The 14757-nt window shown below is 70.4% G+C and carries 13 protein-coding genes and 1 riboswitch; of the genes, 11 read left to right on the plus strand and 2 right to left on the minus strand.

Annotated features, from left to right (window positions below):
• Positions 1–208: 208 nt before the first annotated feature.
• From clsA to IE265_RS36415, 10 genes are all read left to right on the plus strand, one after another.
• A complete protein-coding gene (clsA, locus tag IE265_RS36370) occupies positions 209–817 on the plus strand; it encodes a cardiolipin synthase ClsA (protein ID WP_190040065.1) in 609 nt (202 codons plus the stop codon).
• 114 nt (positions 818–931) lie between these two features.
• Positions 932–3427: a mannose-1-phosphate guanyltransferase gene (locus tag IE265_RS36375; RefSeq protein WP_190040066.1), complete on the plus strand. Its 2496-nt coding sequence runs from the start codon at positions 932–934 to the stop codon at positions 3425–3427.
• A gap of 101 nt (positions 3428–3528) precedes the next feature.
• Positions 3529–4431, plus strand: coding sequence for a DUF881 domain-containing protein (locus IE265_RS36380; protein WP_190040067.1), 903 nt, complete (start codon positions 3529–3531; stop codon positions 4429–4431).
• Complete coding sequence (locus tag IE265_RS36385; RefSeq protein ID WP_003988855.1) at positions 4428–4760, plus strand: small basic family protein; 333 nt, start codon at positions 4428–4430, stop codon at positions 4758–4760. Before IE265_RS36380 ends, IE265_RS36385 begins: the two co-directional genes overlap by 4 nt.
• Before the next feature lie 5 nt (positions 4761–4765).
• Positions 4766–5680, plus strand: a complete 915-nt coding sequence (locus tag IE265_RS36390) for a DUF881 domain-containing protein (RefSeq protein ID WP_190040068.1) — start codon at positions 4766–4768, stop codon at positions 5678–5680.
• 61 nt (positions 5681–5741) lie between these two features.
• Positions 5742–6713: a zinc-ribbon and FHA domain-containing protein gene (locus IE265_RS36395; protein WP_190040069.1), complete on the plus strand. Its 972-nt coding sequence runs from the start codon at positions 5742–5744 to the stop codon at positions 6711–6713.
• A gap of 43 nt (positions 6714–6756) precedes the next feature.
• A complete protein-coding gene (gene ftsR / locus IE265_RS36400; RefSeq protein WP_190040070.1) occupies positions 6757–7494 on the plus strand; it encodes a transcriptional regulator FtsR in 738 nt (245 codons plus the stop codon).
• An 86-nt stretch (positions 7495–7580) separates the two neighbouring features.
• On the plus strand, positions 7581–8054 hold the full coding sequence (locus IE265_RS36405) for a bifunctional nuclease family protein (RefSeq protein ID WP_033327106.1): 474 nt from the start codon (positions 7581–7583) through the stop codon (positions 8052–8054).
• Positions 8055–8268: 214 nt separating this feature from the next.
• Positions 8269–8901, plus strand: a complete 633-nt coding sequence (locus IE265_RS36410) for a MerR family transcriptional regulator (protein WP_190040071.1) — start codon at positions 8269–8271, stop codon at positions 8899–8901.
• Positions 8902–8979: 78 nt separating this feature from the next.
• Positions 8980–10377, plus strand: a complete 1398-nt coding sequence (locus tag IE265_RS36415) for a DNA polymerase IV (RefSeq protein WP_190040072.1) — start codon at positions 8980–8982, stop codon at positions 10375–10377.
• 125 nt (positions 10378–10502) lie between these two features.
• Here IE265_RS36415 and IE265_RS36420 read toward each other — a convergent pair whose 3' ends face one another.
• Positions 10503–10874 (minus strand): PRC-barrel domain-containing protein, encoded by a 372-nt coding sequence (locus IE265_RS36420; RefSeq protein WP_190040073.1) that lies wholly within the window; start codon positions 10872–10874, stop codon positions 10503–10505.
• 102 nt (positions 10875–10976) lie between these two features.
• Positions 10977–11072: riboswitch (glycine riboswitch) on the plus strand.
• Between the two features lie 176 nt (positions 11073–11248).
• Here IE265_RS36420 and gcvP point away from each other — a divergent pair.
• Positions 11249–14134, plus strand: coding sequence for an aminomethyl-transferring glycine dehydrogenase (gene gcvP / locus IE265_RS36425; protein ID WP_190040074.1), 2886 nt, complete (start codon positions 11249–11251; stop codon positions 14132–14134).
• A gap of 105 nt (positions 14135–14239) precedes the next feature.
• Here the strand turns inward: gcvP and IE265_RS36430 are convergent, their stop codons facing one another.
• Positions 14240–14446: a DUF5999 family protein gene (locus IE265_RS36430; RefSeq protein ID WP_190040075.1), complete on the minus strand. Its 207-nt coding sequence runs from the start codon at positions 14444–14446 to the stop codon at positions 14240–14242.
• Positions 14447–14757: the final 311 nt, after the last annotated feature.

Raw genomic sequence — 14757 nt, forward strand, 5'->3', positions numbered from 1 at the left:
CTCACAGCGCCGATGGTACTGCAGGGGGGACCCTGTGGGAGAGTAGGACGCCGCCGAACTAATTTTATATGGGAAAGCCCCCGCACTTCGGTGCGGGGGCTGTTCTGCGTTTACGAGACGCTTCTCTCCAACCCCTCCGCTCTGGCGGCAGATGGCTGAGGGTAAGGTCAGGGGGCATCATCGGCACGTTCCCACAGGAGGCCCCCGGGTGGAGGTCCAGGAGACCCGCGTCCAGACAGAACGGGTCCTCACCATCCCGAACATCCTCAGCATGGCGCGTCTGGCCGGCGTGCCGCTCTTCCTGTGGCTGATCCTCAGGCCGGAGTTCGGCGGGCCCCAGAGTGACGGCTGGGCGCTGCTGGTGCTCATGCTGAGCGGCGTCAGCGACTATCTCGACGGGAAGCTCGCCCGGCGCTGGAACCAGATCAGCAGTCTGGGCCGGCTGCTCGACCCCGCGGCCGACCGGCTCTACATCCTGTCGACGCTGGTCGGGCTGACCTGGCGCGGGATTCTGCCGCTGTGGCTGACGGGCGCCCTGCTGGCCCGGGAACTGCTTCTGCTGGTGATGGTGGGCATCCTCAGACGGCACGGCTATCCGCCGCCCCAGGTGAACTTCCTGGGCAAGGCCGCCACGTTCAACCTGATGTACGCCTTCCCGTTGTTGCTGCTCAGTGACTCAGGTGGATGGATCGGGTCACTCGCTGCCATTTTCGGATGGGCGTTCGCAGGATGGGGTACAACCCTCTATTGGTGGGCAGGGATCCTCTACGTGGTTCAGGTCCGCCGCATCGTTCGCGCGGACACCATGGCCGACTGAGCTCGCCGAATAGGCGTCCCTAGTGGCCTCTCTGATGGCCCGCAAGCAGAATGTGCGGGACAATCTGACGGGTGAAGTCGGCTAGACCGTCTCTTCAAGGAGGACGCTTCCGACATGAAGGCCGTCGTGATGGCCGGAGGCGAAGGCACACGCCTGCGCCCCATGACCTCAAGCATGCCCAAGCCGCTCCTGCCCGTGGCCAACCGCCCGATCATGGAGCACGTGCTACGGCTGCTCAAGCGGCATGGGCTCAACGAGACCGTCGTCACCGTCCAGTTCCTGGCCTCACTGGTCAAGAACTACTTCGGTGACGGTGAAGAGCTCGGGATGGAGCTCACCTATGCCAATGAGGAGAAGCCACTCGGTACTGCCGGCAGTGTCAAGAATGCCGAGGAGGCGCTGAAGGACGACGCCTTCCTTGTGATCTCCGGTGATGCTCTGACCGACTTCGACCTCACCGAGCTGATCAATTTCCACAAGGAAAAGGGCGCGCTCGTCACCGTCTGTCTGACCCGGGTCCCGAACCCACTGGAGTTCGGCATCACCATCGTCGACGAGGAGGGCAAGGTCGAGCGCTTCCTCGAGAAGCCGACCTGGGGCCAGGTCTTCTCCGACACCGTGAATACCGGCATCTATGTCATGGAGCCCGAGGTCTTCGACTATGTCGAGGCCGATGTTTCCGTGGACTGGTCCGGGGACGTCTTCCCCCAGCTCATGAAGGAGGGAAAGCCGGTCTACGGCTTTGTCGCCGAGGGCTACTGGGAGGACGTCGGCACGCACGAGAGCTATGTGAAGGCCCAGGCGGACGTCCTGGAGGGCAAGGTCGACGTCGAACTCGACGGATTCGAGATCTCGCCCGGCGTCTGGGTGGCCGAGGGTGCGGAGGTGCATCCCGACGCCGTGCTGCGCGGGCCGCTCTACATCGGCGACTACGCCAAGGTCGAAGCCGACGTGGAGATCCGCGAGCACACGGTCGTGGGATCCAACGTCGTGGTGAAGTCCGGCGCCTTCCTGCACAAGGCCGTGCTGCACGACAACGTGTACATCGGCCAGCACAGCAATCTGCGCGGCTGTGTCGTGGGAAAGAACACCGACATCATGCGGGCGGCGCGCATCGAGGACGGCGCCGTCATCGGGGACGAGTGCCTCGTCGGTGAAGAATCGATCGTGCAGGGCAATGTGCGGGTCTACCCGTTCAAGACGATCGAGGCCGGCGCCTTCGTCAACACGTCCGTCATCTGGGAGTCCCGCGGGCAGGCCCATCTGTTCGGTGCCCGCGGTGTGAGCGGCATCCTGAACGTGGAGATCACGCCGGAGCTCGCGGTGCGCCTCGCGGGGGCGTACGCCACGACGCTGAAGAAGGGTTCCACGGTCACCACGGCCCGTGACCACTCCAGAGGTGCGCGTGCGCTCAAACGGGCGGTGATCTCGGCGCTGCAGGCCAGCGCGATCGACGTACGCGATCTGGAGAACGTGCCGCTGCCGGTGGCGCGGCAGCAGACCGCCCGGGGCAGCGCCGGCGGGATCATGATCCGGACCACGCCGGGGGTGCCCGACTCCGTCGACATCATGTTCTTCGACGGTCAGGGGGCCGACCTCTCCCAGGGCAGCCAGCGGAAGCTGGACCGGGTGTTCGCCCGGCAGGAGTACCGGCGCGCGTTCCCAGGCGAGATCGGCGACCTCTACTTCCCGGCCAGTGTCTTCGACGCGTACACCGGATCCCTGCTCAGGAACGTCGACACCACCGGGGTCGCCGATTCCGGGCTCAAGGTGGTCGTGGACGCGTCGAACGGAAGCGCCGGTCTGGTGCTTCCGAGCCTGCTGGGCAAGCTCGGCGTGGACTCGCTGACCATCAACCCCGGTCTCGACGAGTCGCGGCCCACCGAGACCGCGGAGACACGCAGGTCGGGCATGGTGCGGCTCGGGGAGATCGTGGCGTCGGCGCGGGCCGCGTTCGGTGTCAGGTTCGACCCGGTGGGCGAGCGGCTTTCGCTCGTCGACGAGAAGGGCCGGATCATCGAGGACGACCGCGCGCTGCTCGTCATGCTCGATCTGGTGGCCGCGGAACGCCGCAGTGGCCGGGTGGCCCTGCCGGTGACCACGACCCGGATCGCCGAGCAGGTGGCCGCGTACCACGGGACCCAGGTCGACTGGACGATGACGTCGCCGGACGATCTGACGCGTGTCGGGCGCGAGGAGTCGACGATCTTCGGCGGTGACGGGCGCGGCGGGTTCATCGTGCCGGAGTTCAGCAGCGTCTTCGACGGTACGGCCGCGTTCGTGCGGCTCATCGGCCTGGTGGCGCGCACGCAGCTCACGCTCAGCCAGATCGACGCGCGGATTCCGCGGGCGCACGTCCTCAAGCGGGACCTCGCCACCCCCTGGGCGGTCAAGGGCCTGGTCATGCGCCGTGTGGTCGAGGCGGCGGGCGACCGTTCCGTCGACACGACGGACGGTGTGCGCGTGGTGGAGGCCGACGGGCGCTGGGTGATGGTTCTGCCCGACCCGGCGGAGGCCGTCACCCATCTGTGGGCGGAGGGTCCGGACGACGCGTCCGCGCAGGCGCTGCTCGACGAGTGGTCGTCGGTGGTGGAGAGCGCCGGTCGCTGACCAGGACAAACATGACAAACATGTACCGGACGGGCTCCTGACGGGGGCCCGTCCGGTGCGTCGGTGGGGCCATTCGGAGGTACCGGCCGCGACGTGCGACGATGTGCGGCATGCCGCAGCAGCCCCCCGTTCGGAGCAGCCCCACGCGCCCCCCACGCCCGGACGCGTCCATGTCGCTGCTCACCAACGTCATGGACCACAGTCTTGACGAGGGGTACGCCGAGGCGGCCGCGCGCAAGAAGGCCGCCGGCGCGGAGACCATGCCCAGGACGCTGTGGACGAAGCTGGGGCTCGCGGCCGGTCTGGTGCTCGCGGCGCTCGTCGTGACGGTGGGGGCCGCGCAGGCGCGTGTCGCCGCGCCCGTCGTCGCCAAGGAGCGCGAGGAGCTCATCGACCGCATCGACCGGGAGACCTCGGCGGCCGAGGAGCTCGAGGACAGCATCGACGAACTCCGCGACGACGTCGACGCCCGGCAGCGCGAGGCGCTGAAGAAGGACGGCGGCGGCAAGGGCGAGCTCGTCGGCATCCTGGCCGGGGCGGTCGAGGTGCACGGACCCGGTGTGCGCCTGGTCGTCGACGACGCCAAGGAGTCCGATCACGCCGGGGACGGGGACGCCCGCGAGACGTCCGGCTTCTCGGACACCGGCCGACTCCGGGACCGGGACATGCAACGCGTGGTCAACGGGCTGTGGGAGTCGGGCGCCGAGGCCATCACGATCAACGGGCAGCGGCTCACCGCCCTGTCCGCGATCAGGGCCGCGGGTGACGCGATACTGGTCGACAACAAGCCGCTGGTGCCCCCTTACACGGTGCTGGCGGTGGGGGACGGTCCGCGTCTGAGCACCAGGTTCAGCACCAGCGGTGACGGGTTGTACCTGCAGGCGCTGCACAAGAACTTCGGGATCCGGACGAGCATGCACGTCGAGGACGACGTCCGGCTGCCCGCCGCACCGAGTGTGATCGTACGAACAGCACAACCGAGCGCAGAGAAAGGCACATCGTGATCGCCGTACTGGGCCTCGTCGTGGGAGTCGTGGCTGGATTGCTGGTCCGGCCCGAGGTTCCGGCGGTGGTCGAGCCCTATCTTCCGATCGCCGTCGTGGCGGCGCTCGACGCCGTGTTCGGCGGCCTGCGCGCGATGCTCGACGGCATTTTCGACGACAAGGTCTTCGTCGTGTCGTTCCTGTCCAACGTCGTCGTGGCCGCGCTGATCGTCTTCCTCGGCGACAAGCTGGGCGTGGGTGCCCAGCTGTCGACGGGCGTCGTGGTCGTGCTCGGCATCCGCATCTTCTCCAACGCGGCGGCGATCCGTCGTCACGTGTTCCGGGCGTGAGGCCGATGAGCAGCCAGGACGAGACCCCCGAGAACCGACTGCGCAAGGAACTGCCCGAGGAGGCGCCGGCACCGGCGCCCCGGCAGGTTCCGCAGCTCCCCGCCGCCCCGCGGCCCCCGCAGGGACCGGCGGCCTCCGCGCCCGAGCCGGAGGGCGGGTCCGGTGGGGCGCCCGGGCCGGAGCGGGACGCGTCGGCGCTGAGCGGCCGGCAGCGGCTGGCGAAGGGCCTGTGGCCGCCGCGTGTGTCGCGCGCGCAACTCATCGTCGCGCTGCTGCTGTTCGGCCTGGGCTTCGGCCTCGCCGTGCAGGTGGCGTCCACGAGTGACGGCGACGGTGCCCTGCGTGGCGCGCGCCAGGAGGATCTCGTACGCATCCTCGATGAACTCGACGACCGCACACAGCGTCTGGAAGAGGAGAAGCAGGGGCTCGAGGACCAACGGACCGAGCTGGAGAACAGCTCGGACCAGGCCGAGGAGGCCCGCAAGCAGACCGTCGAGAAGGAGAAGCAACTCGGCATCCTGGCGGGCACCGTGGCGGCTCAGGGCCCCGGCATCACGCTGACGATCCACGACGGCAAGGGGACGGTCGAGGCGGACATGCTGCTCGACGCGATCCAGGAGCTGCGGGCCGCCGGGGCGGAGGCGATCCAGGTCAACGGGGTCCGGGTCGTCGCCGACACCTACCTCACCGATGTGAAGGGCGGAGTCGGTGTCGACGGGAACAAGATCAACGCCCCCTATCGTTTCAAGGTCATCGGCAAGCCGCAGGACCTCGAACCGGCGCTCAACATCCCTGGAGGTGTCGTGCAGACTCTTGAGAAGGAGCAGGCCACCGTCGCGGTGGAACGCGTCGACAAGATCGTCGTGAGTGCCTTGCGAGCGGCGAAGCAGCCTGACTACGCTCGGTCGTCGTCCGAGTGAGCCGGCGGCGCTTGGAGTCCAGTCCGCGAGGGCAGGAGCTTGCGGGGGGTCGGCGCACCGAATGGGTGGTGCGTGGTGGAAACTGTCTGGTGGATACGGACGTTGTGAGGGTGTCCGGCTCGACCGGTGTGTGCAATCAGGGTTCGTCCTGCCCCACGGGCGGGTCTGTTTCGGTCAAGGGGAATCGCCCGTGAAGTTGTTTGCGAAGTTGTTCGGCAAGAGCGCCCGAGAAGGCGGCGACAACGCGACCGCCCGCCATCGCGCACCGCGCCCCGAGAACGCCGAGGGGCCCGACGACCGCCCGCTGTTCCGCGACCAGGTCGGCGGTCCCGGCGGCGACATTCCCGGTGGTCAGGGCGCGCCGTCTGTTGACCCTGCCCAGTCGGGACGCATAGGTTTCGGGGATCCGTCAGCCCCCGGTGCGGGTGGAGGGTTCACCCCCGACCCGTACGCGTCCAACGCCCCCGCGGGGCAGCCGCGGCAGGAGGATCCGTCCATGTCGGCCCTGGTGTGTACGAGGTGCGGTAACCGCAACGCGGAGGCGAGTCGCTTCTGCTCGAACTGCGGTGCCCCGCTGCGTGCCGGTGCGACCCCGGAGCGCCCGTCGGAGACCACCTCCACGATCTCCATCTCGGGTCTGGAGGCGTACGACGCGGAGGCGACCGGCCAGACGGCCGTGCCGATGCTCTCTCCCGAGGCGCAGGCGGCCGTGGACGCGCTGCCGCTCGGCTCGGCGCTCCTGGTGGTGCGCCGCGGCCCGAATTCGGGCAGCCGCTTCCTGCTGGACGGTGAGCTGACCACCGCGGGCCGTCACCCGCAGAGCGACATCTTCCTGGACGACGTGACGGTGTCGCGTCGGCACGTGGAGTTCCGCCGTGAGCCCGACGGCTCGTTCACGGTGGCGGACGTCGGCAGCCTCAACGGCACGTACGTCAACCGGGAGCGGATCGACAGGGTCCCGCTGGCGAACGGCGACGAGGTGCAGATCGGCAAGTACCGGCTGGTCTTCTACGCGAGCCAGCGGGGCATCTGACCCACCCCCAGACTTTGTCCGGGGGGACCCCCAGGGAAGGTCCATGCTTCGAACACCGAGCGGCGGTGCCGGCCACGGCGCCGCCGCCCCGGACAACGGGTTGATGAGCATCGGCGCGGTGTTGAACGCGCTGCGCGACGAGTTCCCCGAAGTCACCGTCTCCAAGATTCGTTTCCTGGAGTCCGAAGGGCTCATCGAGCCGCAGCGAACCCCGTCGGGCTACCGGAAGTTCGGCCCGGACGACGTGGAGCGCCTCGGTCACGTCCTGCGGATGCAGCGCGACCACTACCTGCCGCTCAAGGTGATCCGCGAGCACCTGGACGCCATGGCGCGCGGCGAGGCCGCTCCGCTGCCCTCCGTGGGCCGGCAGCGGGACGGCGAGGCGGTCGTGGTCGAGCCCGAGGGGCCGACCGTGGCGCGGATCGGGCGGGACGAGCTGCTGGCCGCCGCCGAGGTCGGCGAGCAGCAGTTGGCGGAGTGGGAGTCGTACGGGCTCATCACGCCTCTGTCGGACGGGGTCTACGACGCCGAGGCGGTGACCGTGGCCGGTCTCGTGGGAGATCTCGGCAGGTTCGGTATCGAGCCACGGCACCTGCGTGCCATGAAGGCCGCGGCCGACCGTGAGGCGGGGCTCGTGGACCAGGTGGTGGCACCGCTGAGGCGGCACCGCAACCCGCAGACCAGGGCGCACGCCGAGGCGCAGACCAGGGAACTGGCCGGCCTCGCGGTGAGGCTGCACGCCGCCCTGGTGCGGTCCGCGCTCGGCGTGCGGGTGCCCTGATCCGGCGACCGCCCGGGACAGCGGGTTCGGGCCCCCGATTCGTGCCCGACTACCCAAAGATGCCGACCACGGCCTAGGGTTGCTGTGTGAACGAGCTCGACGTCGTAGGTGTCCGGGTCGAAATGCCCTCCAACCAACCGATCGTGCTCCTGCGTGAAGTGGGAGGCGACCGTTACCTCCCCATCTGGATCGGGCCGGGGGAGGCGACGGCGATCGCCTTCGCCCAGCAGGGCATGGCCCCCGCGCGACCGCTGACCCATGACCTGTTCAAGGACGTGCTGGAGGCCGTCGGTCAGGAGCTGACCGAAGTCCGCATCACCGATCTGCGGGACGGCGTCTTCTACGCGGAGCTGGTGTTCGCGAGCGGGGTCGAGGTCAGTGCCCGGCCGTCCGACGCCATAGCGCTCGCGCTGCGCACCGGGACGCCGATCTACGGCAGCGACGGCGTGCTGGACGACGCCGGCATCGCGATCCCGGACGAGCAGGAGGACGAGGTGGAGAAGTTCCGCGAGTTCCTCGACCAGATCTCGCCCGAGGACTTCGGGACCAACAGCCAGTGACCGCGGCGGTCCGGCGGTCGTGACCCTCCGGGAGCGCCGCGCGACAGGCCGTGCGGCAACCGACCCGAGAGCATTCGGCTAGCCTTTCCCCGCGGTGGGGCACGGGAAACCACTCCTAGGGTGATTATCACCCGGCGTGCCGAGTGTGGCGATCGTTGACGCGCCCCTGGTGACTGCCTACCGTCGAGACGGCAGGTCAAGGACGGAGGTCGGCGTGAGAAGCAGCGGCGACGGTACGGCTGGGGGTGCTCCCGGACGAGGTCCGGGAGAGAGCGGCCCGTACCCGCTTCAGATCAGCGCGGCCGATCACACACAGCGGCCGACAGCGGTTCCGGGGGACGGTGGGGCGGTGGCCGAGGAGATCGGCTATCGCGGCCCCACGGCCTGCGCGGCCGCGGGGATCACCTATCGGCAATTGGACTACTGGGCCAGAACGGGGCTGGTCGAACCGAGCGTGCGGCCCGCCCACGGGTCGGGGACGCAGCGGCTCTACAGCTTCCGGGACGTCGTCGTCCTGAAGATCGTGAAGCGGTTCCTCGACACCGGCGTCTCGCTGCAGAACATCCGCACCGCGGTCCAGCACCTGCGCGAGCGCGGGTTCCGCGACCTTGAGCGGATGACGCTGATGAGCGACGGGGCGACGGTCCACGAGTGCTCCTCGCCGGACGAGGTCCACGCACTGCTCCAGGGCGGCCAGGGGATCTTCGGGATCGCCGTGGGCGTGGTGTGGCGGGACGTGGAGGGCGCCCTGTCGCAGTTGCACGGCGAACGCGTCGACACCGGCGAGACACTCGTCGGGCCCAACCCGGCGGACGAGCTGGCGCGGCGCCGCAACCGCGCGGTCTGACTCCGGCCGGCGCCCCGGCGGCGCCGGCCGCGCCCCGTCACCGTGGCGTTGTCAGTGGCGTGGTGCAGCATCGGACATGTGAGAACCGCGCCCACCATCCTCCATCTCGACATGGACGCCTTCTTCGCCTCGGCGGAGCAGGCGGCCAAGCCGAGCCTGCGGGGGAAGGCGGTCGTCGTGGGCGGGCTGGGGCCGCGCGGTGTGGTCGCCACCTGCTCGTACGAGGCGCGCGTTTTCGGGGTGCACTCGGCGATGCCCATGGGGCAGGCCAGGCGGCTGGCTCCGAACGCGGCCTACCTCGTCCCGCGCTTCGGCCTCTACCGGACCATCAGCGAGCAGGTGATGGCCCTGCTGCGGGAGCTGTCGCCGCTGGTGGAGCCGCTCAGCCTGGACGAGGCGTTCGTGGACCTGGAGGCCGGGCGGGCGGCCTGGGACCGGGAGTCCGCGCGACTGGCCGGGGTGAAGCTGCGGGCGGACATCCGGGCCGTCACCGGGCTCACGGGATCGGTGGGGCTCGCCGCCTCGAAGATGCTCGCGAAGATCGGGTCCGAGCAGGCCAAGCCCGACGGCCTCGTGCTGATCGAGCCGGGCACCGAGCGGGAGCTGCTCGCTCCGATGCCGGTGCGGACCCTGCCAGGCGTGGGGCCCGCCACGGGGGACCATCTGCGGCGGGGCGGGATCACCACGGTCGGGGAGATCGCCGAGGCGGGCGAGGACGAACTTGTACGGCTGCTGGGAAAGTCCCACGGTGTCGCGCTGCACGCGATGGCGCTGGCGCACGACGAGCGGCCCGTGGTGGCCGAGCGGGACACCAAGTCGGTGTCCGTGGAGGACACGTACGACGTGGACATCCATGACCGGCTGCGGGTGCGGATGGAGGTGCAGCGGCTCGCGGACCGGTGTGTGCACCGGCTGCGGGACGCGCATCTGTCCGGGCGGACCATCGTGCTGAAGGTGCGGCGCTACGACTTCTCGACGCTCACCCGCTCCGAGACCCTGAGAGGGCCCACCGACGACCCCGCGGTGGTGCGGGAGGCCGCGGCCCGGCTGCTGGAGTCGGTGGACACCACGGGAGGCGTACGGCTGCTGGGCGTGGGCGTCTCCGGGCTCGCGGACTACACGCAGGAGGACCTGTTCGCGCAGGCGCGGGCGGCGGCCGCGGCGGACCCCGAGCATCCGGTGCCGGAGGAGCCCGAGGAGCCCGAGGAGCCGGCCGGGGAGCCGGGGACGCCCGCCGCGCGGCAGTGGCGTGCGGGGCACGACGTGCGGCACGCCGACTTCGGGCACGGGTGGGTGCAGGGGAGCGGGCTCGGGCGGGTCACCGTGCGGTTCGAGACGCCCTACTCCGAGCCCGGGCGCGTACGGACTTTCAGTACCGACGATCCCGCGTTGGAACCGGCGGATCCGCTGCCGCTGGTGCCGGGCGTCACGGAGGCCGGTGCGGGCCGGTCCGCCGCGGGGGAGGGACCCGGCTGAACCCGCGGGACGCGGACGGGACGGGCTGGACGGGCGCGCGGGCCTCCGGGGCGCGCCCGTGCCGGGCCGCCGGCCGTCGAGGCCCGGCGCGACCGGTGGCGGTCAACCGGGGGCGGTCGCTGCGCTCAGGCCTCCTCGGAGCCCGCCAGGCGGCCGAAGTCGTGGTCCGGGAGGGACGGCGGGGGCGCGAGGTCGAGGCCGTAGTGGTGGTACAGCTGGAGTTCCTGCTCGGGGGAGAGGTGGCGGCCCACACCGAAGTCGGGGGCGTCCTTGATCAGGGCGCGCTCGAAGGGGACGCGCAGGGAACCGTCGACCAGCTCGCTCGGTTCGAGGGGGACGAAGGCGTCCCTGCTGAACAGCCCCGTGCGTATGGCCGCCCACTCGGGTACTCCGGTCGCGTCGTCCAGGTAGACCTCGTCGACGGTGCCGATCTTCGTGCCGTTGCGGTCGAACGCCTTGCGGCCTATCAGGTTGCGCGGATCGATGTCGGTCTGCACGGTCCCTCCAGCTGCTCGCAACTCATCCGTAAGCACTACAAAAGAGCACTTTGAGGAGGGCGGCCACTCGAGGGAACCCGCTGGTACCCTGACAACGGCTGCTGACCCCGTGCGGGAGAGTCCTCCGGACACCACCGGAGGCGCCGAAGGAGCAAATCCTCCCCGGAATCTCTCAGGCCCACGTACCGCACGGACGAGGTCACTCTGGAAAGCAGAGCGGGTGTCCACGGCGCCCGCTCTCACCGACGGTGAAAGTCGGAGCGCCCCCGCGGCGAGCCGGTGAAACTCTCAGGTTGAGATGACAGAGGGGGAGGCCGTCCGGGCACCCGCGCCGTGGTGCCCTCGCAGGTCGTCAGACCAGGAGGCCTCCGCACATGACCGCCCATCGTATTCCGCTCACGGAGCTCGAGCAGGGAATCCCCTTCGAGCAGCGTCACATCGGCCCCGACACCGAAGCCCGGGCCAAGATGCTCGCGCAGGTGGGGTACGGCTCGCTCGACGAGCTGACGGCCGCCGCGGTCCCGGATGTGATCAAGAACGCCGACGCGCTCGACCTGCCGGGCGCGCGAACCGAGGCCGAGGTGCTGGCCGAGCTGCGCTCCCTCGCGGACCGCAACCAGGTGCTGGGCTCCATGATCGGACTCGGGTACTACGGGACGTTCACCCCGCCCGTCATCCTGCGCAACGTCATGGAGAACCCCGCCTGGTACACCGCGTACACGCCGTACCAGCCGGAGATCTCGCAGGGCCGGCTGGAGGCGCTGCTCAACTTCCAGACCGTCGTCGCCGAGCTGACCGGCCTGCCGACCTCGGGCGCCTCCCTCCTCGACGAGGGCACGGCCGCCGCCGAGGCCATGGCACTGTCCCGGCGCATGGGCAAGAACAAGAACGGCCTGTTCCTCGTCGACGCGGACGCCCTGCCGCAGACCGTCGCCGTGATCCGGACGCGCGCGGAGCCGACCGGCGTCGAGGTCGTCGTCGCCGACCTGGCCGACGGCATCCCCGCCGAGCTGGCGGGCCGGGAGATCAACGGCGTCCTCGTCCAGTACCCGGGCGCCTCGGGCGCCGTGCGCGACCTGCGGCCCGTCGTCGAGCAGGCGCACGGCCTGGGGGCGGTCGTCACCGTCGCGGCCGACCTGCTCGCCCTGACGCTGCTCACCTCGCCCGGCGAGCTGGGCGCGGACATCGCCATCGGTACGACGCAGCGGTTCGGTGTCCCGATGGGCTTCGGCGGCCCGCACGCCGGCTACATGGCGGTGCGCGAGAAGTTCGCCCGCAGCCTGCCGGGCCGGCTCGTCGGTGTCTCCGTCGACGCGGACGGCAACAAGGCGTACCGGCTCGCCCTGCAGACGCGCGAGCAGCACATCCGCCGTGAGAAGGCGACGAGCAACATCTGCACCGCCCAGGTGCTGCTGGCCGTGATGGCCGGCATGTACGCCGTGTACCACGGTCCCGAGGGCCTGCGGTCCATCGCCCGCCGTACCCACCGCTACGCCACGATCCTGGCGGCGGGCCTGCGGGCCGGCGGTGTCGGCATCGTCCACGAGGCGTACTTCGACACGCTGACCGTGCGGGTGCCCGGCCGGGCCGCCGCGATCGTCGCGGCCGCGCGCGAGGGCGGGGTCAACCTGCACCTCGTCGACGCCGACCAGGTGTCCATCTCCTGCGACGAGACCACGACGCGGGACCAGCTCGCCGCCGTCTGGGCCGCGTTCGGTGTAGAGGGCGACGTGGCGGCGCTGGACACGACGGCCGAGGACACGCTGCCCGCCGACCGGCTCCGCGGCGACGAGTACCTCGCGCACCCGGTCTTCCACCAGTACCGGTCCGAGACCGCGATGCTGCGCTACCTGCGCCGGCTCTCCGACCGCGACTACGCGCTGGACCGCGGCATGATCCCGCTGGGCTCCTGCACGATGAAGCTCAACGCGACCACCGAGATGGAGCCGGTCACCTGGCCCGAGTTCGGCCAGCTGCACCCCTTCGCGCCCGCCGAGCAGGCGCAGGGCTACCTCACGCTCATCCGTGAGCTGGAGGAGCGCCTCGCCGAGGTCACGGGCTACGACAACGTGTCCCTCCAGCCCAACGCGGGCTCGCAGGGCGAACTGGCGGGGCTGCTCGCCGTACGCGGCTACCACCGGGCGAACGGCGACGAGCAGCGCACCGTCTGCCTCATCCCGTCGTCCGCGCACGGCACGAACGCGGCGAGCGCCGTGATGGCCGGAATGAAGGTCGTCGTCGTGAAGACCGCCGGTGACGGCGAGATCGACGTCGAGGACCTGCGGGCCAAGATCGAGCAGTACCGCGACGAGCTGTCGGTGCTGATGATCACGTACCCCTCGACGCACGGCGTCTTCGAGGAGCACGTCGCCGACATCTGCGCCCAGGTGCACGAGGCCGGCGGCCAGGTGTACGTCGACGGGGCCAACCTCAACGCGCTGGTCGGCCTCGCGAAGCCGGGCCACTTCGGCGGCGACGTCTCGCACCTCAACCTGCACAAGACGTTCTGCATCCCGCACGGCGGCGGCGGCCCCGGTGTCGGCCCCGTCGGTGTGCGCGCCCACCTGGCGCCGTACCTGCCCAACCACCCGCTCCAGCCCGCGGCGGGGCCGGAGACGGGCGTGGGCCCCATCTCGGCGGCTCCCTGGGGCTCGGCGGGCATACTGCCCATCTCGTGGGCGTACGTCCGCCTCATGGGCGGTGAGGGCCTCAAGCGGGCCACGCAGGTCGCCGTGCTCAGCGCCAACTACGTGGCCAAGCGGCTGGAGCCGCACTACCCGGTGCTCTACACGGGTCCCGGCAACCTGGTGGCCCACGAGTGCATCATCGACCTGCGGCCGCTCACCAAGGCGACCGGCGTGAGCGTCGACGACGTCGCCAAGCGGCTCATCGACTACGGGTTCCACGCGCCGACCATGTCGTTCCCGGTGGCGGGCACCCTGATGATCGAGCCCACGGAGAGCGAGGACCTGATCGAGCTCGACCGGTTCTGCGACGCGATGATCGCGATCCGTGCCGAGATCGAGAAGGTCGGCTCCGGGGAGTGGGCGGCGGACGACAACCCGCTGCGCAACGCCCCGCACACCGCCGCCGCCCTCGGTGACGCGTGGGAGCACGCGTACGGGCGCGAGGAGGCCGTCTTCCCGGCGGGCGTCTCGGCCGCGGACAAGTACTGGCCGCCGGTGCGGCGGATCGACCAGGCGTACGGCGACCGGAACCTGGTCTGCTCGTGCCCGCCGCTGGACGCCTACGACGAGTAGTCGCCGCGGGACATGCGTCGGGGCCGGTTCCGGGACTTCCTCCCGGGGCCGGCCCCTCGTGTGTCCGGGCGGTCGTGCCTGTCGCCCGGTGTGCGCCGTGCCGCCTCAGGCGGCCGTCATCACCCGGTCGCCCACCAGCGGCCGGTGCGGGGCGATGATCCGGCCGTCGGGCAGCAGCTCACCGGTGTCCTCGAAGAGAAGGACGCCGTTGCACAGCAGGCTCCATCCCTGTTCGGGGTGGTGCGCGACGGGGAGCGCTGCTTCCCGGTCGGCGGAGTCGGCTGTCGGGCACGGTGGCTGGTGCTGGCACATGGATGGGATCTCTCGCTGTGGTGTGAGGTCGGTGATCGGTGTGGAATCTGTCCTGCGGCTCGAAGTGCTCATGGCCGCCCCCCGTTTGTCAGATGGTCCGGAACCCAGTGTTGCCCCACGGGCGTCAATCCGCAGGGATTTCGCGGCAGCGCTCCTCACAGGTTCATGACGCATCACCCACGCGGACGGTTCAGCCCAACTGGGCGGTCCCTTCGGGTGGTTCGCCATGGTCGGATGAGGCTAGTCCGAATGGGCCGGGTCTGCGCTGTGTCCCTGCCCGGTCACTGGGCGCAGCGGCGTGCCCCGCGGCC

This window comes from Streptomyces fructofermentans (assembly GCF_014651055.1).
GTDB lineage: Bacteria > Actinomycetota > Actinomycetes > Streptomycetales > Streptomycetaceae > Streptomyces > Streptomyces fructofermentans.